This is a genomic window from Westiellopsis prolifica IICB1, assembly GCF_004323185.1.
In the GTDB taxonomy this organism is placed as follows: Bacteria; Cyanobacteriota; Cyanobacteriia; order Cyanobacteriales; family Nostocaceae; genus Pelatocladus; species Pelatocladus prolificus_A.
In genome coordinates, this window is record NZ_NAPS01000003.1 from 25900 (window position 1) to 52746 (window position 26847).

Sequence of the window (26847 nt, forward strand, 5' to 3'; positions counted from 1 at the left end):
TTTGTCTTTTTGAAAGTGAGAAAAGACAACCCTATCTTCTGTTTAAGATGCTCACGATAGTGACGACTTTACGATCATAAAACCGTTCCGTTTTTGCTACCGCAGACAACTTTCCTCGGATAACCAGATATTACCTATTGACTAATAACCCTTCTGAACAAATACCTAATTCCTCCAGTTTTCTCAGGATTTTTGCCACACTCTCTGATAGGGTTTCCCTATCAGTTCTACATTCAACATCAGGGTTAAGCGGTGGTTCATAAGGATCGTCAATTCCAGTAAAACCCTTAATTTCTCCAGAACGAGCCCGCTTGTAAAGTCCTTTCACATCTCGTGCTTCACAGACTGCTAGAGGAGCATTGACATAAACCTCAACAAAATTCCCAATTCTTTGTTGTATCTCTTCACGAATTTCACGGTATGGTGAGATGGCTGACACCAAAACAATTACTCCATTTCTAGTTAGTAGATGGGACACAAAACCAATACGGCGGATGTTCTCATCTCGATCTAACTTGCTAAAGCCCAAGTCTTTGGTTAGATTTTGACGCACCACATCTCCATCTAAAATTTCTAACTTATGTCCTTGAGATAGCAGAATCTCAGCAACTGCTCGACTGATAGTGGTTTTACCTGCACCACTCAAGCCAGTAAACCATAATGTCACACCTTGCTGATTCATTATCTTCTCCAAGTTAAAAAACTGAAATTGAACTTACTGAACCAAACTTTATTCAAGGAGTTGAATAAAGATGATTGCTGATATCACTTAATGCAGCTTTTCATGAATTTGTAGTGTATTGGTTTGTAGTTGCGCTTTAATATTCTTCAAATGGGCATTCCTGAAATTTTAGGTCAATTTATCCGAGCCCGCAGTCAGAGTCAGGAATGCCTTCATTTATGTAGCACTTGTACAAACAATGGTCAGGTAACTGGCGTAGATTATAAGCTCTCAGAGATCCTCTTACCCGGAGCATAAATCTTCTAAACCAAGATGCCAGTTTTTGCAACACAATCAAAAGAGCTATTCATAGTTTACAAAGTAAAGGAGCTAAGCTCTTCGTAAATCTGAATAGCTCGCTTCATCATTTCTGCACGTTCTGGACGAATTTCTACTTTTGTTTCAGTAGGTGGTGGTGGTAAGATTGTATTGCTACTCTCGAGAGTTTTGTGCCATTTTACCTGACTATGAGCTTCATAAGATTGCCACGCCATTATTTTACCATCTTCCCAACTTAGCATTTGAGGCAGAAACTCAATCCCAATCTTTTCACAGTAGTGTCGCAGTATTGTTTCTGGATGACGTCGAAAATGAGTGCCTTCAACGACAATAGGTTGTTGTCCTAGATTCTCAGTTACTATTTTCCATATCTGATACAGCGCGTCAAAGCCAAATTGTTCCTCTGGAAAATCAGGCTCTACCTTTTCTAATGAAGCTAAGACTTCCATAGGGTGGCGAATGATGAAAGTATTAGTGACATTTTCCAGGAAGTCTTGGTTGATGTAAGGTAATGCCTGAAAAGCAATTTCCTTGCAGAAAACTAAGGGTGCGGAATTCGAGTTGATTTTTTGGATAGCTTGATTGCCATCATAATCAAGTAGTTCTTCGCGATCTCCATAGTGAGAGGTTCTTCGCCATCTACTAAAGAAATAGCAATCAGTGAAAGGTTCATGTATCATTACTGTGTCAGGACGTTGTGAAAAAGTCTTTTCAAAAGCTGTTGATACACATCTTGGGGCACCCCAAAGAAGAATATATTTGGAATCATGAGTAAATAAGTTTTGAGACATTATTGCTCCTTGTCAAGGTTATTTGATTTGTAGATCCTGATATTGAATTACATCTGTTTAATTTCTCTCAATTGAGAATCTCTGCTCCTACTCGCTGAATAGGTGGAAACTCGTAAGTACCATCCAGTAGCTCAGATTTTGGATAAAAAGCACGTAGAACTAGGTAAAACTCTCCAAAAGGTACTGGAAGCCAATTAGATTCTTTGTTTTTTAGTTGCTCGTGTTGCAAGTAGACCTCAAGTGAGCCATCTTCTCCATACTTCAGACCTTTGGTTCGATCGCCAATTGCGTAGCGGCGAATTGGATTTTCTACTAGAAATCCATCTTGATCGTATACTGTGAGCGACCAGAACCCTTTCACAGGCGGAACTTTTTCCAACTTCAGCAGATAGCAACGCGAGCCATTTAGTGTTTCACCTTGTTCATCTGTACGTACCATCGGATATATAGCTTCTTCAGGAACGGTTACGAACGGAAAAGCCTTAAAAATAGCAGAGCGTAGTAAATAGTCAGTGCCGAAGCGACCTGTTTGCAAATTGTAAGACCATCCATTATTAGTAATACCAAGGTTCTTTTCCTTAGCCGCTACAATTTGCTTACCAACAGAAATTGCCTGAGCCAGACCCATTTTCGTAGCAAAAGTAAGACTTTCATAATCGAACCCCACTTCTGCATTCAGACCAATCTGCGCGAATTGATCGATCAATGCCTTCTCTTGGGGAAGAATAGGAATGTTCTGCATAACAATACCCAGAGCTTCGTAGAATCTCAACTGTGGTGGTACACTACTGTTAGTCGGAACTTTTTTACCTCTGTAGTGTGTCACTCGCTTCAAACGATCTGGTTCTGCTTTGCCATATTCGCTTAATGGCGTCAAAGTATATTGTTGCTGTAGAGTTCTGGCGTTGGTCAAATCTTCCTCGCCTTTGACTAAAGTGCGAACCATCACCCATACGACATTGGAAGTGGCTCTAACCTGCTCCATTCCATTAGGTAGTTCGCCCTCCCAATTTGGAGCTACAAGTGCATAAACTCCTGCTCCACTTCCACGGGTACGAGTACCGATGTTATCAATCACCTCGGTTCTAATGTCTGCAATCTGAAAAAAGAAGTAGCGATCGCCATGATCTGGAAACTCAAGCACCATTGGTTCCTCAGTCAGGTCTAGCCATGCACTCGAGTAGAGTGTATCAACATTGATCGACGCAATATCACGCTGGGTAGGATCTCCGAGTTTGGTGGCAAAACCCCACTGATTCAGTGGTGCATACTCCTCAAAGGGCTTTTCTACACTTGTCGCTCTCTGAATTAATTTCTCCGTTTCTACGAGCGCGTATCCCCAAATATAAGCTTGAATACCCAGGATAAAGGCTTGATTCTCGCTCGCCAAATAGGTCTCAATAAACGCTTCATCAAGTTGAATGGATTTCATAGTCTGTTCTTCTGATTTTGAGATGTAAGGTAATACAGTTAACTTATCTCCAGAACTGCTCGATATCGGACTTGATTCGAGCGCACTCGTTCAATTGCTTCATTAACTTCCTCAACAGGGAATACTTCGATCTTCGGATGTATCTGAAAGCGGGCGGCAACTAAAAGCATATCTGTTATCATGCTTCGCCCTCCAATGGGAGATCCCATGACACGAAGACGCCTATCCACCAACGCGAAGAGAGGTAACTCAATAAGTGGATTAACTCCCTTTGGTAAACCGACAAACACCAGCGTACCATCAGCTTCTAAATGATCGAGGTAAGCTCCCCAGCTCAAATTTTCTGGAACTGTGCTCAGAATAATATCCAGTTTTCTTTCAGGTTTTGGAGGATCTTCTCTTTGGGCAACGATGATTGTATGGTCAGCACCTAAATAATGAGCGAATTCAGCTTTGTTTTCTGAGGTGGTGAACACTGTAACTTTGTTGCCTAAACGCTTAGCAAACTGCACTGCTATGTGACCCAATCCACCAACACCAATAATACCGATTTCTTGACCAGAACCCATACCAGCAGAGCGTAATCCTGCGTAAACAGTGATTCCACCGCACAACAATGGACCTGCCATGCAAGATTCAAGTTCTTGTGGGATGGGGAAAGCAAAGCGTGAGTCAGTGAGAAGATAATCAGCAAAGCCACCAGGGCACGCCAAAACTGTAGCCTGTATCTGAGAACAAAGATTCTCATTGCTTCGCAGACAGTGGGAACATTGTAAGCAAGCAGAATGTTGCCAACCTACGCCTACGCGCTCACCTATCTGAAGATGTTGGACATGAGAACCAACAGCTTCGACAGTACCGATCACCTCGTGTCCGGGGACAAGGGGATAGTTGGAGACTCCCCAATTATTATCAATTAGGCTTACATCAGAGCGACAAACGCCACAGTATTGAACTTTGATCAAGCACTCGTACTCTTTTGGGTCGTGGAGTTCAAACTCATAAGGCTCTAATAAACTTCCTGGTTGTTTCGCAGCGTAGGCTTTAACATACATAATGAGGTTTCTTGATTTTCATTCCAATTTTATTTAGTAGGAGGAGATGGGAGAAAACCAGTCTTCTGGAAGTAGGAGAAGTATTTGTTGAGTAGCTTTTCATCTATAGGCGGACAAGCAATTGAAGTTGTGGCTAATTCCTCGAGAGTATGATGATAATCGTAATGCAACGAGTGCTCGTAGAAGTCATCTTCTGAACTCAGATCTGGTAAGAATTGATGCAAAGCATTTTCCAAAGTATCTTCATCTTCAGATTTGAGTTCCGTCAACCATTTTTCATAGGATATCTGCTCAAGAGGGTAACCTAAAGAACGAATAGCGTTAAACAGTTTATCCGATGGTAGGTAAGTGGGATTAATAACATGAAACAATTTCCCAAGAGACTTCTTCTGTCTTGATAAATGTACAATTGCCTGACTTACATAATTTACAGGTGTTAAGTTAAATGCTATTTGAAGAGATGGAGCTTTTTTTAATTGAATACAGCCCTTCAATAAGTTAAGAAAGAAATCATCAGGTTTATCCATCACTCCGGTACTACTAGATCCAATGACCGTTCCTAGTCGATAAATACAAGCAGGTAAACCTCGATTTTTGGCAATTTTTACTAACTGCTCTGCCACCCATTTACTTTGGGCATAACCATTTTCCAAATTTTCTTCAAATTCTGGAGTTTCTATTTCTAATACCTGTTTGATTTGAGAATAATTTCTAGAAAAAACAGATAGAGTAGAAATAAAATGAACTGGTTTAATTTTTGTAAAACTAGCTAAACGAAGAATTTCCTGAGTTCCTAAAACATTAGCAGCCTTTAGAGTGGAGTAAGGATATACAAAATTTACCCATGCTCCGTTGTGATATATAACATCAATGTGCTTTGCTAATTCTTCAAATTTTTGCTTTGTTAGACCAAATAAAGGTTTAGCTAGATCGCCAAGTACAGGAATGATACGGAAGCTATAATCCGTGTTCCAAAGAAAAGATGACTTTAGGTATTTTTCAATCCGCTGTTTCCCATAATCATTATGAGGACAGCGAACGAGACAATAGATATCTGAGTTGGTTTTTTGCAGAAGTTCAGCAAGCAAATAAGAACCAATAAAACCTGTTGCTCCAGTCAAAAATATAGATTTTGGTTCTATGATTTCTTTATTAAGAGAACCTTGAAACTGAATTGTTGAATCTAAAACAGCTTCGGCTTTTAAATCTACAGCCTTGTCAAAACAATACTCATCTTTGCTTTCTGCTTGTTGAGCACGAGCAACCACTTGGGCAATTTGAGCTATAGTGGGGTTTTCAATAAGATTAGGCACAGTTAATTCTACAGACAGTTTGTTACTTATTCGATTAATTAACTTAATCGCAAGCAGTGAATGACCCCCTAACTCAAAGAAGTTGTCATGAATACCGACTTGCTCTAATTCAAAAACTTCTGACCAAATTGCTGCTATCACACTTTCTGTGGTAGAGAGACGTTGATCTGGGAGGATTGAAGCAGACAAAAGAGTAGAGACAGTTTCATGTTCAGATTTGACTTGAACGGGAGTAGGAAGTTTTTTACGATCTACTTTCCCACTTTGTGTTAACGGGAAGCTTTCCATTAACACGAAGCTAGAAGGAATCATGTAGTCTGGCAACTTCTGACTTAAGTAGCTTCGTAGTTGTTGAGTTATTGTATGTTGCAAAGAGGGGGTTAAGATTGAGTAGGGTACGACGTAAGCTACAAGATAATTACTGCCACTTTGGTCTTTTCTAGCAAGAACTACTGCCTCTCTCACGTCAGGGTAGGTAGTCAATGCTACCTCAATTTCTCCCAATTCAATGCGAAATCCTCGAATTTTAACCTGATGGTCAATGCGACCAACAAATTCCAAATTGCCGTCAGTTCGATAACGAACCAAATCTCCAGTTTTATAGAGGCGTGCTCCTGGTTCAGAACTAAAGGGATTGGGAATGAACTTTTGTTCAGTTATGTCTGAACGATTTAGATAACCACGGGCAAGACATACACCGCCGATATGTAGTTCTCCAACAACGCCAATAGGAACAAGTTGTTGATAGGAATCCAGAACATAGGTTGTCACATTAGTAATAGCTCGTCCAATTGGCACTTCTGGCAGTTGGGTGAATTTATCTGTTTGGCTGTTATCACAAATCCATGCTTTAGGAGGTAATTTGTAGGTTGTTGTTGTAATAGTTGCTTCAGTTGGTCCATAGGTGTGGAACAAGAGAGGAAAATCACCTATATATTTTTGCCATTTTGCAATCAGTTGTGGGTTTGCTTTCTCCCCGCCAATAATGACTGTATGTATGCAGTCTGGGAAGGCTAATTTAGGGTTTGCTGCCAATTCAGTAACTAGGAGATGCCAGTATGCGGTTGGTATATTCAATATAGTTATGGAATAATCCTGACATTTTTGCATAAATGTGGGTATTGAAGCTAACATTTCGTTGCTTTTCAACACTACAGTGCCTCCAGAAGTTAGACAGGGGTAAATCTCTTCTCCTGCTGCATCAAAGCTAATAGAGGCAAATTGTAGAGCACGAGTGTTTTGATTGAACCCATACTGCACGATCGCATCTAATGTGAAATTGACTAGAGACCGATGTTCAATCATGACTCCTTTAGGATTTCCTGTAGAGCCTGAGGTGTAGATAACATAGGCTAAGTTATTATTTCCCGTATTACTTACAGGATTATTGTTACTAAACTCAGATATAGCTATCGAATCAGCATCCAAACATACTACGCGTATTTTATTGCTTGGTAATTTCTGAAGTAATTTATTTTGGGTTAACAATACTGGTATCTGCGAGTCTTCCAGCACATAAGCCAACCGCTCTTGTGGATACGCTGGATCTAATGGTAAGTAGGCTCCACCAGCCTTAAGAATACCTAGTAACCCTACTATCATCTCTAGAGAGCGTTCTACACATATCCCCACCAGCATCTCTGATTTCACACCCAGTGCTTGTAAGTAATGCGCTAATTGATTTGCTCGGCTGTTTAATTCCCGATATGTCAACTGCTCATTCTCAAACACCACTGCTGTTGCATTGGGTGTTTGCTTTACTTGCTCTTCAAATAATTGGTGAATACATTTGTTTGGTAGATAGTCTGATTTGTTAGCATTCCACTTTACTAATAGTTGGTACTGCTCAGTTTTTGTCAACAAAGATAATTTAGAAATTTGTTGCTGCCGATTAGCAATAATATCCGACAGTAAAGTTTGAAATTGTTCTGCCATCCTGGCTATCGTTTTAGCTTCGAACAAATCAGTACTGTACTTCCAACAAAGCTGAATCTGTTGATCGACTTCTATCATTGTCAGATAGAGATCGAATGCTCCTCCCTGCTGTTCTCCAAGTAAATACGGCTTCATTCGAAGCTCTTCTCTTCTGATTACAAGTGAATCGTTTGGCTGGTACCAACTTTGCTCTTCAGCACTAAAAGCAACTTTTAAAAAGGAGGATCCGTTATACTCTTGTTGAGTTCTTATCCACTCACTAACTAGAGAAAAGGGGTAATCCCTATACCTTTCAGCCTCTTCCAATACATGATGAACTTGAGCAAGAACTTCTTTGAAAGTTATGTTTCCTGTTAGATTTACACGACAGATAACCGGATTAGCCATCATGCCGACAACTCCTTCAAACTTTTCGATCTCAGGCCAACTGCTTGTTAATGGCACTCCGATCAGTATTTCCTCTTGACCTGACAAGCGTAGTATTAACGTGCAGAAGGTAGCAAGCACAATAGTGAAAGTATTTGTTTCTTCTGCTTTTGCAAGTTTTTTAAGTTGAGAGATTAGAGAAGTATTTAGATTGTCAAGATGTACATCTCCACGAAAACTTGACAACGGAGAGTGTGGTCGATCAGTGGGCAGATTTATGGGTGTCAAAGGAGCAGCTAATTGTTTCTTCCAGTATGCCTCGAGTTGTTCACCTCGAGAGCTGGCTAACATTTTAGACTGCCAAAATACATAATCAATGTACTGCAGATTCTGATTATTCACGGTAAGTCCTCAACCAATGAAACTACGTTACTTTTTCCACAGATTTATTATCAATAGCTTAAAGCTAATGACAAGAGTGAACGAAAAAACTAGGGCTTGAGCAATAGCTTTGCCAAAAAAAGAGGTAGTCTAACTTTTGCCGAAACATCCCAAGACAAGCCTGTGCTTAATTATTAGGTAAAACCTAGAATCCTCACTCAGACGTACAGGACAGTTAAAATTACTTCCACAAAAACCATACAGGATTTTATTGACTCAGTTTTTTATCATCAGGCAAAAAGAAGCCTGTATTATCTGGGTTTTTTCTATATCAAACTTGGGAACTTGGCGAAGGTATTGACTTAGAAAGTTATTAGTTTTCATTCTCACTATCATCCTCTAGAGCTTTTAGAATTTAGTATTCCTACTTCAACAGCGTACAGTCGCTGAAGTTCGCTTAGTAATATGTTAATGGAGCGCATTTCACCCGCGATCTCGTGCATGGTTAGCAGTTGGATATAGTCCTGTACCGATCTTTTGAATAGATATATCCGTAGTACTGGACCATTTTTTAGATCGAAGGGCTGCCTTACCTGTCTCAATATCTGTTCTTTAAGCTCTTTCTCACTCCAAGTTGAAGTATCTGTTACCTCAAGCTTAACTTTGTGGTGTGGATGAATTACTTGAATGGGTCGATTATCGCGGTTAGTGTAAGTTGTCCGAAGAATGGCGTGGCGATCGACGATCTTCTGCCAAGTCTGCTGCCATACTTCTACATCTAAGGCTGAGGTAATTTGTACTGTAGAGTAGATGTTGTAAGCCACGCTTTCCGGTGCCATCTGATAGATGAGCCACAAATCTCTTTGATTGTAAGAAAGGGGATAAAAAGCTAGAAAATCTTCTTTGCATCCACCTATTTTTTCTCCGGCTCGTAATACTTCAGTACCATTGTATTGTGTCTCCATAAACTTACTCTCTAGCTAATATCAGTAGGTCGAAAACTTTTGTAAGTTGAGGAAATAATTAGGATTCCAGCCGATGTTTTTGGGCTGATGATTGCGAACGCTTGTACTGCACTCTTAACCCATCGACAACGCCTGTTCCTTGAAAAATAAATTTCGAGACGATTCCAGCAGATTGTGTTCCAAAAATCAAATGAATGCTTGGTAAGGGTTGTGGAAAACTTTTCGAACTGCTGAATGTGATTTATGTTTTCAATTTGCACAAAGTTTCTAAACAGCAATGAACTCAGCAATTATGCTACAGAATTGTGCGTTAAGATAGGCACAAAGTTTCGCTACCAAGAATCTACGTTAAGGTTTCAGTGATGAAAGCTTTTTTCAGCTTAATCAGGACTTACGCAACTGGCACAGGCGATCGCTAATTTATAGTACCTTTGTATTATATAAGTGACGCAACTGGCACAGGGTGATCGCTAGTGTACATCAGTATTAATTAAATCTGATTCCGAAAGCTTTGTCTTGGCAATATAAGTCGGTGTATTGGAAGCAAAGAATGAAATATTCATGAGAAAATAAGTAGAAGTTGTATGAGATAAATGTTGCTTACGGTAATGAGATTTACTAAGCTTAATTACTGCCAATACTTATTAAGTAGTCAAATTAATTATACGATGACCAATTTGGCAGAGCATTTAAAGAGTATTAGCCATGATGCAATTAACTACTATTTGAAGAGAGAAAAGTTAACACCTCGGTTACTCTGGGATAATGTGAAATAGGTAGTAGAAACTGATCTCAATGGTTACATCATCTTTGATGATAGCGTTTGAGACAAAAGGTATTCTGAAGAAATAGAAATAGTCAGGAGACAGTATAGTGGTAATGAGCATGGTGTAGTCAAAGGAATTGGTGTAGTCAGCTGTGTATATGTAAATCCTAAACTGCAAAAATTTTGGGTAGGAGGTTGTACAAAAGGTGTGTAAAATTCGTTGGAAAATCGAGGAGTTTCACAGAGAAATTAAACAATTAACTGGCATTGAATCTTGTCAATGCCGTAAAGCTAGGCTCCAAAGAAATCATATTGCTTGTGCAATGTTAGTTTGGGTTAGGTTAAAGAATTTAGCTTATACCACTGGTCAAACTATTTATCAAATCAAGCATAACTTGCTTTCTAATTATTTAATTCAGCAACTAAAACGTCCAAGTATTCTTATGTGCTTGGTTTGATTTGAATTGTCGCGGGGTAAGGCGCAGTCGTGCCCACTATTTGTACCAGTTGCGTAAGTCCTGTTAATAATGGATATTTTCAACTTACCTTACATAAATATCTAACAATATATAAAATTTAAACAAGCTTAGATCGGGGAGTTAATCAGGAAGTTAAGGAATTGTAAGTTGCAAAGTCATACTAATCCGCGTTCTAAAACGTAATTCTCAAATGTGGAAAATTCGTAAGTGAACGTAATCTTTCTGGCATATCCATTAATTCTCTAAGCCCTTGGCACAGGGTATCAATAACGTCATGCATCGAATCAAACACTCTGTTGTAGAAATGCTTTTCGCGTACCTCCTCCCAGATATGCTCGACTGGATTTAGCTCTGCACTACGAGGCGGCTGGGGAATTAACCGAATATTCTCGGGAATAATTAAATCACTCGATGTATGATATGAAGCTTGGTCTACCTGTATGATGACAAAATACGCCGCAAAAACTTGTGCCACATGCTCTAGAAATAAACTCATCATATCCGTGTTCGCACAAGGTAAAACTAATGCTGCCATCTCTCCCAACGATGGTGCAACTGCCACATAAGCATAAGTATATTCTCTTACTATCTGTTGACCAACACAAGGACGTATTCCTTTAGGACTCCAAGCTCGCATTACTTGACCAATACGCCCAAATCTTCCTTGATCGGCTGCCAACAGGAGTACGGGACGATTATCGTCTGATTCTCGGCTGGAGATGGCTTGTTCGACCAGTGAGCCAAAGTTTTTTTAAAAGCTTCTTGTTGTTGTTGGTCGCCTTTGGGATGATAAGGACGAGGTGTTAATTTACGCCAACCATGACGCTCTAATAATCGATAGATGGTACTGGAATCAACCTCAGTACCCACCAGTTGTTCAAATGCCCTCAGGATCTGAGTAATCGTTGTGATACTGCCTGTCTGTGCGGCATCGCCAAATTGTTCTAAAAATGCGGCTTCCTCTTCTAGACTCAGGTAGCTGTTGTGCCTACCTCCTTTTCCTGAAGTCTCAATTGCTGCTACTCCCATACGGTTATAGTCACAAATCACCTGGTGTACTGTTCTGACTGTTGTACCCGTATGTAGAGCGATCGCACTCGCTGATCTAGGTTCCACTAAAGCATTGTAGACAATCAGCCATTTCTGTTGTCTGCGAGGATTGTCGCTTGTCCCTATTTTTTGTTTGATTTCTTCTAACGCTAGATGCGCCTTTACTCTACTTACTCTCACCATAACTATGTATTTATTTCAACTCCCACCTATTTCATCTATTTTACGCTTTTGAACGCGGATTAGTATCAGTAGATCACTGTGACGTTTAACGGGATGTGGAAAAGGGAGACTATTGCATAAAGATAAACGTAAAATTGTATACTGCGCTTTGTTTGGCAAGTTAAATCTCCGAGAGCGAAAAATTTCGGGGGAGATGGGGTAAATAATGCTGTAAGTAGTTAGGACTTACGCATTGACAAAGTTGCCAAGAAGTGCGTTAAGCGAAGACAATCAAATTTTTAGGCGATCGCTAACTAACAGGAGGATTAAAAGACGGATAATACCTATGTTGTGATGATGATATAGGGTTAGGGCTATCAGAGAGACGACTAAGCCTGTCCCCTGCCAAATGTGACCTGGACACTTACACTTTATTCTTATTGGCAGGGTGGAATTTAAAGCATTACATTCAATACATTGGGGGATTGAATGTTACCACAGAAGAATCAAGCAAGTATGTGGTATTGAACGTTTTATGGTCAGAACAACTGAAGCTATCCATACTCACTTTTTTACTCACTTTTTTAGCGCTATTCGTGCCTTTACTAAATTAGAGTTAATGCGAGCAGAAGAGTTAATTGAAAACTGGTATGAACTCCAAAAAAAATTATCTCTTCAGGTCGCTCGTGACTTCATACTAGAGCATCTGCAACAGCAAGTGATTTTGGTTTAGAACTCATCCCTATTTCCCACCCCACCGAATGTGTTTCTTGAAAGAGTTCTAGCTGAGGAACTTTTCGTTCGCTCCAAATCAGCTTCATTAAGGGGAGCAGGACCTAACGCTACTTTGCCCCAGCGCATCACACTTGCAGAGGCAGTACTGGCTGGACCGAAGCCGTAAATGAGAACCAAATCATTTTCGCGAATCTTACCTAAGTGTGCAGCATGGTACAGATTAACTACAGTCAGTGCTGGTCCTATGTTTGCATAGAGAGGGGAAACATTGATCGTGCGCTCTGGGCTAATGCCCAGTACACGTGTACAGAAGCTTGCAAACCAAGCGGTGGGTGTATTGAAAATGAAAAAGTCGATTTGATCGAAGGTTACATTGGCTTTCTCGACAGCGCCCTCGCAACACGTACGAAGAAGTCCTGTAGCCGTTTCGCCGATTACCTTGTTCGTGTCCTTTGCCACCTGCATACGGATTTGCGGATTGCCCTGCTTATCCAGAGTAAGTTTAAAAAAGAATTGGTCACACAACACGCTGGTATTAACAGCCTTTGTGCCAAGGATACCCTGATTTGGCTCGACTGAACTAACTACGAAAGCTCCAGCACCGTCACTAAAAAACCAAGAGAGAGTATCGTCCTCATCGAAAAAACGAGAGTATGTACATGAGATTACTACCAGCACATTGCGGTAAGCTCCTGCTTGTACCAAGGCACAGGCAGTTTGAAGTGCAACTGGAGTACTACCACACGTTGCATCTAAATTCCATGCACCACTTTGTATCTGCAGTTGACGAGCAAGGAAGGTGGCATTGCCAAGCCCGATGTGTTCAGGTAAGAACGAGGCAACGATCAGGAGATCGACATCGTTGCGGGAAAGCTTTGCCGCGTCGAGAGCATCCTTTGCTGCCCGATACTCCAGCGTCAGCGAAGACTCGCTCGGACCAAGGAAGCGCCGCTCAACGGTACCACGAAATGGGTCTCTGAGATATGGCATCATTGCCAATTCAAACTCATTTCTGGGAGTAGATTCAGCAGACGAAAACAGTCTTGCCAAACCTTTTTGTTCGGCCTGAGCAATCAACTCGGGGTATTTTTCTCTGTAGTAATCGTTTGTACGAATTATGCTTGGAAAACTTACGGCAAGGGAGCGAATACCTACCGGACAATGCACCATAACAAATCTCCTTTGCATTTCACAGCTTTTGCGAAGTTAGATTCTCTATACGACTCCCAATTGGCGCAGGTCGAGTCGGGTCGATTACGACGTCAACAACGAACGGACCACTTGCTGCCATCGCTTTCTCTAGTGCCGCTTGGACATCAAACTCCCTTTCGACGCGGATGCCATCAGATCCCATCCCCTGTGCAATCTTGACGAAATCTGTCTGCGAAATCTTCGCATTCACTCCCTTAAATCCCAGCAACCTCATCCCCTGGTCACACATGTTGTAACGTGAGTCGTTGAGTACAATCCAGACAGCAGGAATTTGGTGTTGCACGGCTGTGCTGATCTCGCTATTCATAAGCATGGCACCATCCCCGACAATGGCAACAGCTTTGCCATTGCGCGCCAGTGCGGCACCCACGACGCCCGTGACAGCATGACCCATTGCTCCAAACCCGGTACTGACTCGGTAACGCCCTGGTTTGTTAAATCGTAGAAGGTAATTTCCCCAAGCAAACGAGTTACCTGCCTCGGTCATCACCACAGCATCGCTTCCCTCGACGATTATCCGTTGAATCGCATTCATGAGTACCTCGGGTCGCACCAGACCACCCACGCTTGGATTGATTACATCGCGCTCAGGTCTCGGCAGCGACACAATTGTTGATCGACTAGATCCCTCTGGAAAGTACTTCAGCAGCGCCTTTACGAATACCCCCACATTAGATTGGATGGCTAACGTGTCGATAGATGGATACGCTGTTCCTGGCACCTCTGGGTCGATATCAACATGTACAAAGCCTCGTTCTGGAATCATCACGGGATTCCAGAACGAGGTGAATTCACCTAGGCGTGTTCCCAGTACCAACGTGTGCCAAGGACGCTGCTCCTGCATATATTTCAGAACCGACGCATGTCCAGCAAAGCCTGTGACGCCTATAAATTGAGGATGATCCTCTGGAAAGATACCTTTGCCGCGCGGCGAACACATCACTGCTGCTCCTGTTCTTTCGGCTAGCTGGCGGATTTCTTTTGCAACGCCCCGCGCACCGAAGCCCACCCAGATGGCAAATGAACCAGAGGACAACAGTCTTGCACATTCCGAAATTGTTTCCTCACTTACGGTTGCAAGAATTTGAGGGAGAGTCACTCGTGGTAACGATGTTTTGAGTAAACTAGTCTGGATGGCTGCGGGAATACTCAGATGAGCTACGAAACTTCCTGGCCTTGCTAGACCGACAGCGAGTCTTTTGGTGATCTGTGGGAGTTCATCACTGCATTCGAGGGTAGTCGCATAATCGAACAGTGTTCCCGAGGTAAAAACACCAGCGTTCGGCATTGTATACGTACTGGTTTCCTGAAAAGCCCAACGTCCACGTTGTGGTGCCGAGGTGGAAGGCGACAGAAAAATTACCTTAGCGCCCTCCCAACGTGCAGCGAACAGTCCAGTCAGTGCATTAGTGATGCCCGGGCCCATTGTGGTAAACACTACAACCGGGCGACCACTAGCAAAGTACGACTCGACAGCTGCAAACGCAGCTCCTGCCTCGTGGCGAAAGTGAAACACCTGGATCGAGCTATGTTGCAGTTCTGCCCACAGCGATGCGATCGCGCCTCCCGATACACCAAATGCATATTCCACTCCCATATTTTCCAGCATCTTAACCACTACCTTGGCTACCGAGAGAGGAGCAAATTGCTTCTTGTTGAAAACAGGTATGATGTCCTGCACGGTGTTTTGCTGAACATTTGGGAGAGGCGATTGAAGCAAGGATGACAGGGATGATAGAGAAATGGAAGATTTAGAGGATTGCTCGAGTGAATCTAAATGTTCAGCAGTATTTGCGTTTGTATTCTTAGATTTAGTGTTCATAGCAAACGTGAATAAATAAACTTTTGGAGAATCGGGATGTTCTCTCTCAATGTCTTTTCAATGTATGTTGCTTTTTCTTGCCTGAATAATATTTCTGCTGCTCTTGGTTGTCCAAAAGTCTTTCCCCTTGGCGTTCCATGCTAAACTGCTATGCAGCTAAATTGAATAAACAGCATTACCTTTGTTTTTAATATTGCGCTCCCATTTAATAATGGGATCTCCTTCGTTGAGCAATTTATTTAACTACTCTTCTAGCTGTGATATTGACTGAAATTTCTTCAAGAGTTCCAGCAGGTCTAATGCATATATTCTACCTAATATTGACGAACAGAAATTCCAATCGAGATATGTTTTTAAACTACTTTACATACATATTCAACAACAGATAAAACTTTAGACAAGCTTAGATCGGGAAGTTGATCGAGAAGTTAAGGAAAAGGTAAACTTAGAGGGTGTTTGAAAAGTTTTTAGGAGTAAAAAACTATGCTAATCGCCTCACCATAATACGGATCTAGAACTAGCCCTTTCAAGGTGTGTTATTTTGCAGCTTTTTCTGGTTTAGAATCTTAAAAGTTGAGACATGGGGCTTGCTCTTGAGGTAAGTTCGTTTTGGTCGAGCTTTCTTCGGATCTCGGGGATGACGGCGAAAAGTTCTCAGTTTAACAAGGCCTGCCAGATGTTTGAGAGTTTGTGATAATTCTGTGAAGGTCATGTTCTGAAAAACACACCACTCATCAGGGGAAATCGCAATCATCATCCCTCTGTAAGTACCCTTGATTTCATCGGCTAAATAGTAGCTAGAAACTTCGGCTTCTATCTTCTCGCTTCCATAAACACTTCTAAGAGCTGCCTGAACGGTAGACAGCACGTTATAGGCGACTAAAGCGATACAGAAGGTAAACAAAGCCGCTTTTGGATAACCTAGTGTATTAATCTCGCACTTCTAGATTTTCTGTCAGAACTTGGAATAAGGTTTCGAGTTTCCAACGTTTGCGGTACATTTGGGCTATCAAAATTGCATTTGCTACCTCAAACGGCAGATTTGTCAGAATAAAAATTTCTCTGTCCCCTTCACGATTAGGCTGCTTCAAGCAGACCTTAATTCGTCGTGCCTTTAACAGTTGACCATCATCGGCGCTCAAGATGATGTTTTGCTCAAATACAGTACCACTATCGCTTTGACCTACTAATCGGAAATCATCGGTTGCTTGCCAGGGAAGACTTTGATGTTGCCGGATAATAAAGTAGCCTTGGCCTGCGGCAACACCAAATAAGAACTTGAGTGTACAAAAATTCCGGTCTGCGATCCAAACATCATCTTCTTCAGCCGTTAATAGTACCTCATCAAACAAAGAACGCTCTTGAGCATGACCGTCTTCACAAGGAAATACATCTATTGCCAGCATTAAACTTGGGTCAAGTACAACCAAAGATTGTCCTGGTAAAGGGGCGCTACTAATTTCACGTAATGCTTTTAAGCGATGTTCGGTTGCTGCGATCGCATTCCCATCAATAATTTTTACTCGATAACCTGGTAGCAAATCAGGTATTGTAGCATTGAGGTGGCGAATCGTCGCTTCCATTTGACCTGCAACCTCTCTAACTAGCTCCCCACTGGTAGTCGGTTCGATGCCATTGATTTTGTTATAGACCGAGGTAACTGAAACACCTATTTTTTCTACTGATGCTTGGTGTGCTGCGTGTACTGATGGATGGACTCCGCAGACGACAAGGCTCATCAAATTAACTACCGTGGAGAATAATAGCTCACGAGTGTATTGGGTTTTGGCACTACGTTCAAATAGTTCATCAAGAATTTGGGCAGATAATGCTTTCTCTAATAGCCCACGAACCATCACCGATACTGGACTCTCTTTTACAAATCGCTCAAACACCTGCCCTAACAACATTGTTTTCTCCACTCAACAAATTTGCACCTCTTTTTACCAAACTACAAATTAGTCCATCACACAACACCTTGAAAGGGCTAGTCCTATAGCATTGATAATTTGCGTCCTTTGAGAAGGAAAAAAATAAACTTTAAATAAAGCTGAAACTATTGTCTGGCAAGGAGTTGAGAAGTTAGCCTAATTCCTTAGCGTACAATTTTCCCGTTTTGGAACAGTCCTGCCTTTATTATCCATTCACAGCTTATACTGAGAGAGCTTTTTTACATCCTGTCTGACTTTTCAAACATCCTCTTATTGCAAGTTAAATGTCCAACAGTTTAGCAGCGAGCATGGCTTTTGCAAAAACACCCATGATATCCGATGCCACCGATGCTAATTTAAGGGATACTTTACATTTTATCTGGAAAGATGTATGATGCATACATGTAATTAAATTAAAAACTTCAAACCCATGTTAATCTATGAACGACGAGCGTACATTGAATCTCTTGGGTGCTCTTGCTTTAGGGCTGGTAGATATCTTGAACACAGCCGTTGAAGCACATGCCGGGCACGGTGGGGGAACTCCTGCTGCCTTAGTAACTCTGGGTGCAGAACCAGGAATTTCCATTAATACCTTGCGACAAATTCTCAACCTGTCTCATCCAGGAACCGTGCGATTGATTGATCGACTAGAAGCAGACGGTCTTGTTGAACGTGGATCGGGAAGCGATGGTAGAACCCTAGCTTTGTTTCTTACTGAAGCTGGCTATGAACGCCGGAAAGTCATCTTGGCTGAACGACTACACCAACTGCATCTTGTTTATGACTGTCTAACCCTTACAGAACGAAAACAACTCACAAAGCTGCTAGAGAAGATGCTCACCACTCTAACGACATATGAACAGCGTGCTTATGCTATTTGTCGGCTTTGTGAGCGAGAGATATGTCCCGATAATTGTTGCCCTGTGGAACAACGGTATCGTCAACTAGTAAATGAATGAGAAGCACATTGATTGTCCTCAGCAATAGACCTATCCGAAAATTCAATTCGCGGGAAGATAGATTTATCCTTGATTGAAGACATATAAGCAACCTTTAAAATGCTTATACAGCTTGGTTTATAAATTTATGAACAAGTCTAATGCATTCTGAACACAGTTCAAGATTACTTATCAAGTAAGCTAATCGTCATTCATTTTTCCAAAATGATTAGCTTGTAGTAAGGGCTTTAGCCCTGGCTTTATGCAACTTAAATGCTCATTAGCTTATCATAAGGTGTCAAATAATGAATCTTCAGTTGATCGGAAATTGTTTCTTTTTAATTGGATCGGTTATGTTTACGTTCGATACTGGCGTTGAGGTAATGGAGGATCTCTCGCTGCGATCGCTACAGCACTTGCTAACCGGTTTGTTGTTTACCATTGGTACATTGTTCTTTCTGACTCCAGACAAGAACTCAAAAACGGGAAGTAGCTGAACGTTTGAACCAAAGACCTTGCTATTGTTTCATTTCACTGTTTAGGCAAGAACTCAGATATTTTGCAATTGTAATTGAGATTAGCAGCTTTTGTGCAAAAATTTTACCCTGCCATTTTTTGGAGTATTATGTCATGACCTCAAGCTCGATTTCAACTATTCGAACAGAAGTCAAAGAATTTTTAAACCTTGCCGTTCCTCTAGCCAGTGCCCAAGCCGCCCAATCCGTTGTCGGGTTTGTAGATACTGTAATGATGGGGCATTTAGGACGGGAAACTTTAGCAGCGGGCGGATTGGCATCTATCACATTTCTAACCCTGATACATACTGCAAGTGGCATTGTGATGGGAGTCAGCCCCCTCGTCGCAAAGGCTTACGGAGCAGGTAACAAACTGCAGATTAAGAGGGTAGTACGTCAGGGATTGTGGCTATCACTAGTGTTAGCAGTTCCTATGATGCTGCTCATTGGATATCTGGATAGGCTCATGCTTCAGCTTGGACAAGCTCCTGCGCTCATTAGATTGGCAGATACTTATTTGGATATTATGCTTTGGGCAATGTTTCCAGTCTTAGGCTTTGCTGTACTCAGGGGGTTTGTATCTGGTGTGTCGCAAGCCCGTCCGATTATGGCGATCATGATTGGGGGAACCCTCTTCAATATAGCAGGGAATTACATCTTGGGTTTTGGTAAGCTGGGATTTCCCAAACTGGGACTGACAGGTTTGGCTTTAGCGAGCATCCTCACCTTCTGGGGCATGTTCCTGGCATTAGTTCTCTATATTCTTATTCATCATCAATTGAAACTTTATCGCATCTTTCAAGGATTAGATTGGCTTAAACCGCACATTATTCGAGAGTTACTGTGGATTGGTGGGCCAGTCGGAATTTCTACTGCCCTAGAGTTTGGGCAGGTGAATGTGGTGACTTACATGATGGGCACATTGGGAACTGATGTGCTAGCAGCCCACCAAATCGTTTTACAAACAGCGATCATTACCTACATGCTGCCTTTGGGAATGTCCTATGCTGTAACAGTTCGAGTGGGACAGTGGCTCGGGCAGCAAAGCCTGAAAGATTTACAACAAGCAGGATACATTAGTATGATTTTCGGAGGTGGGGTTATGATACTAACGGCGATTACACTAACTACCTTTTCCCGGCAAGTGATTGGGCTGTATTTAGATATTAATGACCTGGCGAATACTAGCGTTGTGGTGATTGCCATTCCCATGCTCACAGTTATGGCAGTACAACAAATCTTGGATGGAGTACAACGAACCGCCTATGGAGCGCTACAAGGATTGCAGGATACTCGTGTGCCGATGCTGCTAGGCTTCTTGGCATTTTGGGGATGTGGTTTGACTAGTAGCTATATATTGGGATTCCCCCTTGGTTTAGGTGGCGTAGGTTTGTGGATTGGGCAGGGGATCGGTGTAGCAACTGCGGCAGGATTTTTTGTCTGGCGGTTTCGCAAATTCATCTCAAGTAAGAAGCTATGTTATGGCAATTCTCTAAATGTTGAGTAACTGAAAGATTAAGAGTTGAAGTAACGCTGTTATTGCGAGTTAAATGTGGAATAGCTTATGTATAAGCATTTAAAATCACTCAGCATATTGTGGTTCTACATCATTGGCTCTGCACTCTTAGGAGCTTGCCGTCAAGCCAACGAGAGTGCCAGTGCAAGTCAAACTGAGACAGTTGCGGTTAAGCTTGCAACAGTTGAAAGCCGCACGATACGTGACAGTTCTGAGTTTGTCGCCAATCTGGAGTCGCGCAAGTCCGTCGTTCTGCAACCACGAGTGCAGGGGCAAATCTCCCGCATCTTTGTCCGAGCTGGAGATACTGTCAAGACGGGGACTCCCATCATGCAAATTGACAAAAAAGAGCAGCTTGCCTTGGTGCAGAGTCGGATTTATGAGGTAGATTCTGCCCGCGCCAACGCCCAACGAGTCCGCGCTCTTCAGCAACAGGCAAAGGCAAAAGTGTTGCAATCAAAAGCCAGTCTCAAGAACGCCTCAGCCAACCTCAAAACATTGGAAGCAGATCGCAACAAAGCCCTCGCCGATCTGAAGTTCAACCAAGATCAGTATAAGCGTTATCAGCAAATCCACGCCTCAGGAGCCATCAGCCGCCAGGCGCTTAACCAATTTGGCAATAGTTTGGATGCAGCAAAAGCAGCGCTTTTAGCGGTAGAGGCGCGGATTCAAGCCCAGCATGCTGAAATCGAGTCGCAGAGATCTAACATTGCTGCCCAGCAAGCTGAAGTGGAGGCACAGCAAGCAGAGATTCTTCAGGCACAGCGACAGATTCGACAGGTACAAGCAAACACTCAGGAACAGCAAGCCCGATTGCAGTACCATACCATCACTGCGCCGTTTTCGAGTACAGTTGGCAACATCCCGATCAAACAGGGGGATTTTGTCAGCACAGAAACCAAGTTGGCGACGCTGACGCAAAATGATGCCTTAGAAGTTAATATTTCCATTCCGATCAAGCGGGCACGAGATATCCGCATTGGTACGACCATTGAATTGATCAATGCTCAAGGCCAAAATGTTGGCACCAGTCGAGTCTTTTTCATTTCTCCTAACGTTGCAAACAACACACAATCAATTTTGGTTAAAGCACGCTTAGACAACTCCAATCGAAGATTACGGGCGGATGAGTTTGTCAAAGCCAAGATCATCTGGAAACAACGACCGGGTTTGATGATTCCAACAAATGCCATTTCTCGAATTGCTGGGCAGAATTTTGTCTTTGTTGCCGAGCGAAGCCAGACAGGATTGGTTGCCCGACAGCGACCTGTGCAACTGGGAAATATTGAAGGAAACAACTATCAGGTGTTGGAAGGACTAAAGCCAGGTGAACGAATTGCCGTAACAGGATTGCTGCAATTATCCAATGGTGCGGCAATTGTTCCTGAATCGTGAGTTTCAGGACAACCCAGATGAAGCAATTCGCCCTGTTCACCTCCAGCCATTCCCACGAGGACGTATGTTTTCTAAGATATTCATTAAACGCCCCGTTCTCTCCATTGTTGCCGCTATAGTCATTTTGCTAGTGGGACTTATTAGCATCCCAACTCTGCCCATCGAGCAATATCCGAGCATCAGTCCACCTCAAGTGGTTGTGAGAGCGAACTATACCGGAGCCAGCGCTCAAGTGGTGGAGGAAACCGTCACTAGTGTGCTGGAGAGGCAAATTAATGGGATTCCCGGGATGCGATACATGACCTCCACCAGCAGTAATGATGGGAGTAGCGTCATTACTGTTACGTTCCAGCAGGGATATAACCAGGATATTGCAGCCGTGGACGTGCAAAACCGCATTGCTCTGGCGGAGCCGCAACTGCCAGAAGTCGTGCGGCAAACCGGAGTGAGTGTCACGAAGCAAATCAGTGCGATCGCCGCGAGTTTCGGACTCTATAGCGATCGCTATGACAACCTATTCTTGAGCAACTACTCTGATTTGCACATCTTAGATCCAATCAGACGGATTCCTGGTGTGGGAGCAATTTTGCCCTATGGAGAGCGTCGCTACGCCATGCGGATCTGGCTTGATCCCAAACAACTCGCCAGCCGTAAACTTGCAGCGGAAGATGTGGTTGAAGCTCTTCAAGAGCAGAACTTTCAGGTTGGAATTGGACGCATTGGCAAACCACCGGCTGTTGATGGACAGCAATATCAAATTGATCTGCAAGCCGTAGGCAGACTGCGGGAGGTACCGGAATTTGAGAACTTGATTCTCAAGACAGAGACGGATGGCACGATTGTCCGATTAAAGGATGTGGGACGTGTTGAGCTAGGCGCTGAAAGCTACCTCTCATTTGCGCGGTGGAACGGTATGGAATCGATTGCATATGATGTGCTCCAGCTTCCTGGCAGCAATACGCTGGAAATTGCCAGAGCCGTGAGAGATGAGATCACACGGCTGACAAAGGATTTACCACCGGATGTGAAATGCGAAATTGCCTACGACCCCAGCTTGTTCGTCATTGAGTCCCGCAATGAAGTGATCAAGACATTAATTGAGTCAGTTCTGTTGGTTGTCCTGATCGTTTTCATTTTCCTGCAAGATTGGCGGACGGCACTGATTCCAATCATTACCATTCCGATTACGTTTGTTGGCACGTTTGCATTTGTCAAAGCGTTTAATTTTTCGCTCAATAGTCTGACCCTGTTTGGTTTAATCCTGGCAACTGGTCTGGTAGTGGATGATGCGATTGTAGTGGTTGAAGATATTGCCCGCCACATCAAAGACGAGCAACTACCACCCGCACAAGCGGCGATCGCATCCATGCGCGAACTGACTGGAGCAGTGATCGCGTCCTCGCTGGTGTTGATTGCAGTGTTCGTTCCAGTGGCGTTCTTCCCTGGTGTGACTGGACAACTATACAAACAGTTCGCGCTCACGATTGCCTTTGCCACGATCATCTCTACCTTTCTCGGGCTGACTCTCACGCCTGCGCTCTCTGCTATGCTCCTGCGCCAAAGACAGGAACTAACAGGTTGGGTAGGGCAGGTGTTTGAGCGGATTAATCAATGCCTGGATTGGATGCAGCGTGGTTATGGGCGATTGCTGAACCTGGTTACCCGTTTCAAAATGGTTGTGGTTGGATTGTTCATCGTTTCACTTGGCGTAACAGGCTGGCTATACCAGTCAGTTCCGACGGCGTTTATTCCTGATGAAGACCAAGGCTACATTATCTCGATTATCCAAGCACCAGAGGGGCGATCGCAGGACTCAATGGAAGGAATCATTGATCGCATTGATCAGGAAATGCTAAAGATTCCTGAAGTCACGTTGGCTTATTCTTTAGGAGGCGCTGGGTTTTCTGGCAACATCGCCAACAGTGGGATCTCTTATATCGTGTTTAAGCCCTGGGGTGAACGTACAAAGCCTGAACAGGCTGCTCAAACTCTGCTCACTCGCACCCAAGAATCCTTGTCCAAAATCACAGAAGTCAGCGTATTCTCGCTGAATCCACCTGCAATCCCAGGCTTAGGGACTGTCGGCGGCTTTGTGTTTCAACTCCAAGATCGGGGAAACAATGACCTCAGCACCTTGTTGCAAGTGAAAGATGAGCTGGTGAAGCGTGCCAGTCAAACGCCAGAATTGCGGGATGTGTTCAGTACCTTTACAGCGAATGCGCCGCAGATGACCATTGAGGTTGATCGCGATCGCGCCAAAGCTCTCCAAGTTGACGTAGATGACATTCTCAGCACGCTCCAGATTTTCATTGGTTCGCGCTATGTCAATGACTTTAATGCCTTCGGTCGCACCTATCGTGTTTATGTTCAGGCAGACAAGCAGTTCCGCTCAAACCCCAAAGACATTGAAGAACTTTACGTCCGCTCTGCCCAAGGAGAAATGGTTCCCATCGGGAATTTGGTCAAAATTACCTCCACCACTGGACCACAAACAATTAATCACTACAACCTATTCCGCTCTATTGAAATCAACGGCATGGCGGCATCGGGATATAGCTCCGGACAGGCGATTGGGGCAATGGAACGCTTAGCAGCAGAAATTCTACCCAGAACAATGGGATTTGAGTGGTCGGGGATTTCTCTAGAAGAGATTTCCTCTGGTGGGCAGGCTCCCCTGATCTTTGGCTTGGGTTTGGTCTTTGTCTTTCTGGTACTGGCGGCTCAGTATAATAACTTTGTCGATCCGTTCATTATCATCCTATCCGTGCCGTTAGCCATCTTGGGTGCATTGCTGGCACAGTCCCTGCGTGGTCTTGTCAACGATATATACTGCCAGGTCGGATTGGTGATGCTCATTGGTTTGGCCAGTAAAAACGCCATTTTGATTGTGGAATTTGCCAATCAATTGCGTTCTGAAGGATTGCCGATTACCAAGGCGGCAATTGAAGCCTCAGAAGCTCGGTTTCGCCCTATTCTCATGACTGCTCTGTCTACTATGTTAGGGGGTTTTCCCATGATGCTAGCAACCGGAGCCGGTTCTATCAGTCGTCAGTCTCTTGGTACTGCCGTTTTTGGTGGTATGTTAGTGGCGACGTTTTTAAGCTTATTTGTTGTGCCTGTTCTCTACATCGTCATCACTAAGATTCGCGTTTATCCCTCTTCTGATACTAATCCGCGTTCAAAAGCGTAAAATAGATAAAATAGGTGGGAGTTGAAATAAATACATAGTTATGGTCAGAGTCAGTAAAGTAGAGGCGCATCTAGCGTTAGAAGAAATCAAACAAAAAATAGCTACAAGCGACAATCCTCGCAGACAACAGAAATGGCTGATTGTCTACAATGCTTTAGTGGAGCCTAGATCAGCGGTAGCTCTCGTTCTACATACGGGTACAACAGTCAGAACAGTACACTCTTGTATTTGTGACTATAACCGTATGGGAGTAGCAGCAATTGAGACTTCAGGAAAAGGAGGTAGGCACAACAGCTACCTGAATCTAGAAGAGGAAGCCGCATTTTTAGAACAATTTGGCGATGCCGCACAAACAGGGAGTATCACAACGATTACCCAGATTCATCAAGCATTTGAACAATTGGTGGGGACGCATAAAACCACACAAAAGAGCAAACCTTCTCACTCACGTTCGGGATCCGCAGCGACTATTCTCAGTATTGTTGCGAAAACCCGAACGTGAGTGAGAACCCACCGCGAAAAGTTGATTCGCAAAGCCGAGGAACCACGCATGTTTGCTCGTTTTGTGCAGATTTTTTCCACGGGTCAAGAGGTTGATACCAGTACCATCTATCGATTATTAGAGCGTCATGGTTGGCGTAAATTAACACCTCGTCCTTATCCATCCCAAAGGCGACCAACAACAACAAGAAGCTTTTAAAAAAACTTTGGCTCACTGGTCGAACAAGCCATCTCCAACCGAGAATCAGACGATAATCGTCCCGTACTCTTGTTGGCAGCCGATCAAGGAAGATTTGGGCGTATTGGTCAAGTAATGCGAGCTTGGAGTCCTGGCAACTTCGTATAATAAAATCGTATTGCTCCCGGGTTAAGTCCAGTTTGAACTTCTCGATTTTCATTGGTAAAGACGGTTTTGAACTGGCAAACTAAACTTAAAAGTTGTTGCTTCTATAGATTGGTCTCAAATGTCACGAAATTAGAAAAACTTTATACTGAAGAACTCCAATGATGACTTCTCTTACCCCTACTCCCTAAAACCGGGGTTTTTCACCACAATTCCAGGAGAGCTGATGTTGCTGAAAATGTAATGATTTAGGCAGCCACAAAGATACTGCTGTCGTTCAAATCGTGCAGCAGATGAAGTTCTGTTTGCCATTATGAATTTTGCCGATGCGTGACAAAAAAGTAATGAGAAGTTGGTTTTTCCTAACTCTGACCCTATGAGGCGAAAACCTTATCCAACTGATCTAACGGATCAAGAGTGGGAGCAGCTTCAACCCCTAATTCCATCCGCTAAAACAGGAGGACGCCCTCGGACGGTAGATATGCGTGAGATTGTCAACGCTATCCTTTATATCCAGCACAGTGGTTGTTCTTGGAGGATGCTTCCTCATGACTTTCCTCCATGGCCTACAGTTTATAATTACTTTCAAACTTGGCGTCGCTTGGGAGTATGGAAAAAGATGAATCAAGTCCTGCGATCGCGACTGCCAGGTAAGACAGAACAGGAAGAAAATCCACCTGCTGATACTTTAGACAGCTCTTAGGTCGGGTAAGAGAGGATACATCACTGTACCTCCCTCCCCTAAGAACCCAGGGCTGTTTCATTCTAAAAAGGAAAATAGTAATAGGATATTATGGGCACAATGTCGTATTGCTCTGGTTAGGGAATCAAAACCATTGTGACGAAACAAGTTAATTACAAAACTGCGAAGAATGGAGAAATTTGCAGATGCATAACCATCAACCATTTGTGCCTTGTCTTCATCAAACACAACATCTTTGACCCAATGTCATCGATTTTCTACACCCCAATGACCACGAATGCCTTGGGCAAAATCTGAAGCTTCAAGGGTCATTGAACTTATGTAATATACGGTTTCCTCATAAGGCTT

Annotated in this window: 19 protein-coding genes and 2 pseudogenes; 9 read left to right on the top strand and 12 right to left on the bottom strand. The window is 43.1% G+C overall.

Annotated features, from left to right (window positions below; translation table 11 throughout):
• Window positions 1-130 precede the first annotated feature (130 nt).
• From cysC to B4U84_RS25805, 6 genes are all read right to left on the bottom strand, one after another.
• Window positions 131-682, bottom strand: coding sequence for an adenylyl-sulfate kinase (gene cysC, locus B4U84_RS25780; RefSeq protein WP_131121078.1), 552 nt, complete (start codon window positions 680-682; stop codon window positions 131-133).
• A gap of 353 nt (window positions 683-1035) precedes the next feature.
• Window positions 1036-1791, bottom strand: coding sequence for a sulfotransferase-like domain-containing protein (locus tag B4U84_RS25785; protein ID WP_131121079.1), 756 nt, complete (start codon window positions 1789-1791; stop codon window positions 1036-1038).
• A 67-nt stretch (window positions 1792-1858) separates the two neighbouring features.
• The gene (locus tag B4U84_RS25790; protein ID WP_131121080.1) at window positions 1859-3223 is read right to left on the bottom strand and encodes a DUF1254 domain-containing protein; all 1365 of its coding nucleotides are present in this window, start codon (window positions 3221-3223) and stop codon (window positions 1859-1861) included.
• Window positions 3224-3261: 38 nt separating this feature from the next.
• Entirely contained in the window at window positions 3262-4278 is a 1017-nt protein-coding gene (locus B4U84_RS25795) for an NAD(P)-dependent alcohol dehydrogenase (protein ID WP_131121081.1), read from the bottom strand.
• Between the two features lie 29 nt (window positions 4279-4307).
• Entirely contained in the window at window positions 4308-8294 is a 3987-nt protein-coding gene (locus B4U84_RS25800; protein WP_131121082.1) for a non-ribosomal peptide synthetase family protein, read from the bottom strand.
• Between the two features lie 371 nt (window positions 8295-8665).
• A complete protein-coding gene (locus B4U84_RS25805; RefSeq protein WP_131121083.1) occupies window positions 8666-9238 on the bottom strand; it encodes a condensation domain-containing protein in 573 nt (190 codons plus the stop codon).
• A 608-nt stretch (window positions 9239-9846) separates the two neighbouring features.
• Between B4U84_RS25805 and B4U84_RS25810 the strand changes: the two are divergent.
• Window positions 9847-10462: pseudogene (locus B4U84_RS25810) on the top strand (hypothetical protein).
• A gap of 193 nt (window positions 10463-10655) precedes the next feature.
• Here B4U84_RS25810 and B4U84_RS25815 read toward each other — a convergent pair.
• Window positions 10656-11120, bottom strand: coding sequence for a transposase (locus B4U84_RS25815; RefSeq protein WP_131120179.1), 465 nt, complete (start codon window positions 11118-11120; stop codon window positions 10656-10658).
• Entirely contained in the window at window positions 11120-11716 is a 597-nt protein-coding gene (locus B4U84_RS25820) for a helix-turn-helix domain-containing protein (RefSeq protein ID WP_131121085.1), read from the bottom strand. The genes B4U84_RS25815 and B4U84_RS25820 overlap by 1 nt, the downstream gene beginning before the upstream one ends.
• A gap of 418 nt (window positions 11717-12134) precedes the next feature.
• Between B4U84_RS25820 and B4U84_RS25825 the strand changes: the two are divergent.
• Window positions 12135-12428: pseudogene (locus B4U84_RS25825) on the top strand (transposase); the annotation flags it as partial.
• Here the strand turns inward: B4U84_RS25825 and B4U84_RS25830 are convergent.
• The 4 genes from B4U84_RS25830 to B4U84_RS25845 form a co-directional block, all read right to left on the bottom strand.
• Complete coding sequence (locus B4U84_RS25830; RefSeq protein ID WP_131121086.1) at window positions 12425-13600, bottom strand: 3-oxoacyl-ACP synthase III family protein; 1176 nt, start codon at window positions 13598-13600, stop codon at window positions 12425-12427. The pseudogene B4U84_RS25825 and the gene B4U84_RS25830 overlap by 4 nt on opposite strands.
• 19 nt (window positions 13601-13619) lie before the next feature.
• On the bottom strand, window positions 13620-15464 hold the full coding sequence (locus B4U84_RS25835) for a ScyA-related TPP-binding enzyme (protein WP_131121087.1): 1845 nt from the start codon (window positions 15462-15464) through the stop codon (window positions 13620-13622).
• Window positions 15465-15990: 526 nt separating this feature from the next.
• The gene (locus tag B4U84_RS31285) at window positions 15991-16368 is read right to left on the bottom strand and encodes a hypothetical protein (RefSeq protein WP_207390960.1); all 378 of its coding nucleotides are present in this window, start codon (window positions 16366-16368) and stop codon (window positions 15991-15993) included.
• Window positions 16369-16393: 25 nt separating this feature from the next.
• A complete protein-coding gene (locus B4U84_RS25845) occupies window positions 16394-17374 on the bottom strand; it encodes a transposase (protein ID WP_207390961.1) in 981 nt (326 codons plus the stop codon).
• A 461-nt stretch (window positions 17375-17835) separates the two neighbouring features.
• Here B4U84_RS25845 and B4U84_RS25850 point away from each other — a divergent pair, with 461 nt between their 5' ends.
• From B4U84_RS25850 to B4U84_RS25880, 7 genes are all read left to right on the top strand, one after another.
• Complete coding sequence (locus B4U84_RS25850; protein WP_131121088.1) at window positions 17836-18357, top strand: MarR family winged helix-turn-helix transcriptional regulator; 522 nt, start codon at window positions 17836-17838, stop codon at window positions 18355-18357.
• Between the two features lie 609 nt (window positions 18358-18966).
• Complete coding sequence (locus tag B4U84_RS25855) at window positions 18967-20358, top strand: MATE family efflux transporter (RefSeq protein WP_131121089.1); 1392 nt, start codon at window positions 18967-18969, stop codon at window positions 20356-20358.
• A 57-nt stretch (window positions 20359-20415) separates the two neighbouring features.
• Complete coding sequence (locus B4U84_RS25860; RefSeq protein ID WP_131121090.1) at window positions 20416-21762, top strand: efflux RND transporter periplasmic adaptor subunit; 1347 nt, start codon at window positions 20416-20418, stop codon at window positions 21760-21762.
• 64 nt (window positions 21763-21826) lie between these two features.
• Window positions 21827-24952 (top strand): efflux RND transporter permease subunit, encoded by a 3126-nt coding sequence (locus tag B4U84_RS25865; RefSeq protein WP_131121304.1) that lies wholly within the window; start codon window positions 21827-21829, stop codon window positions 24950-24952.
• A 40-nt stretch (window positions 24953-24992) separates the two neighbouring features.
• The gene (locus B4U84_RS25870) at window positions 24993-25454 is read left to right on the top strand and encodes a COG3415 family protein (protein ID WP_131121091.1); all 462 of its coding nucleotides are present in this window, start codon (window positions 24993-24995) and stop codon (window positions 25452-25454) included.
• Window positions 25455-25652, top strand: a complete 198-nt coding sequence (locus tag B4U84_RS31290) for a winged helix-turn-helix domain-containing protein (protein WP_207391010.1) — start codon at window positions 25455-25457, stop codon at window positions 25650-25652. It abuts the gene before it with no gap.
• Between the two features lie 520 nt (window positions 25653-26172).
• Window positions 26173-26499 carry an IS5 family transposase gene (locus tag B4U84_RS25880; RefSeq protein ID WP_131121092.1) on the top strand — a complete coding sequence of 109 codons (327 nt, stop codon included), beginning with the start codon at window positions 26173-26175 and terminating at the stop codon, window positions 26497-26499.
• Window positions 26500-26847 lie beyond the last annotated feature (348 nt).

Bases quoted from the DNA above. Each gene is read 5' to 3' on its own strand.
- cysC (WP_131121078.1), bottom strand. From the start codon at position 682: ATGAATCAGCAAGGTGTGACATTATGGTTTACTGGCTTGAGTGGTGCA.
- B4U84_RS25785 (WP_131121079.1), bottom strand. From the start codon at position 1,791: ATGTCTCAAAACTTATTTACTCATGATTCCAAATATATTCTTCTTTGG.
- B4U84_RS25790 (WP_131121080.1), bottom strand. From the start codon at position 3,223: ATGAAATCCATTCAACTTGATGAAGCGTTTATTGAGACCTATTTGGCG.
- B4U84_RS25795 (WP_131121081.1), bottom strand. From the start codon at position 4,278: ATGTATGTTAAAGCCTACGCTGCGAAACAACCAGGAAGTTTATTAGAG.
- B4U84_RS25805 (WP_131121083.1), bottom strand. From the start codon at position 9,238: ATGGAGACACAATACAATGGTACTGAAGTATTACGAGCCGGAGAAAAA.
- B4U84_RS25815 (WP_131120179.1), bottom strand. From the start codon at position 11,120: ATGCGAGCTTGGAGTCCTAAAGGAATACGTCCTTGTGTTGGTCAACAG.
- B4U84_RS25820 (WP_131121085.1), bottom strand. From the start codon at position 11,716: ATGGTGAGAGTAAGTAGAGTAAAGGCGCATCTAGCGTTAGAAGAAATC.
- B4U84_RS25830 (WP_131121086.1), bottom strand. From the start codon at position 13,600: ATGGTGCATTGTCCGGTAGGTATTCGCTCCCTTGCCGTAAGTTTTCCA.
- B4U84_RS25835 (WP_131121087.1), bottom strand. From the start codon at position 15,464: ATGAACACTAAATCTAAGAATACAAACGCAAATACTGCTGAACATTTA.
- B4U84_RS25845 (WP_207390961.1), bottom strand. From the start codon at position 17,374: ATGTTGTTAGGGCAGGTGTTTGAGCGATTTGTAAAAGAGAGTCCAGTA.
- B4U84_RS25850 (WP_131121088.1), top strand. From the start codon at position 17,836: ATGAACGACGAGCGTACATTGAATCTCTTGGGTGCTCTTGCTTTAGGG.
- B4U84_RS25855 (WP_131121089.1), top strand. From the start codon at position 18,967: ATGACCTCAAGCTCGATTTCAACTATTCGAACAGAAGTCAAAGAATTT.
- B4U84_RS25860 (WP_131121090.1), top strand. From the start codon at position 20,416: ATGTATAAGCATTTAAAATCACTCAGCATATTGTGGTTCTACATCATT.
- B4U84_RS25865 (WP_131121304.1), top strand. From the start codon at position 21,827: ATGTTTTCTAAGATATTCATTAAACGCCCCGTTCTCTCCATTGTTGCC.
- B4U84_RS25870 (WP_131121091.1), top strand. From the start codon at position 24,993: ATGGTCAGAGTCAGTAAAGTAGAGGCGCATCTAGCGTTAGAAGAAATC.
- B4U84_RS25880 (WP_131121092.1), top strand. From the start codon at position 26,173: ATGAGGCGAAAACCTTATCCAACTGATCTAACGGATCAAGAGTGGGAG.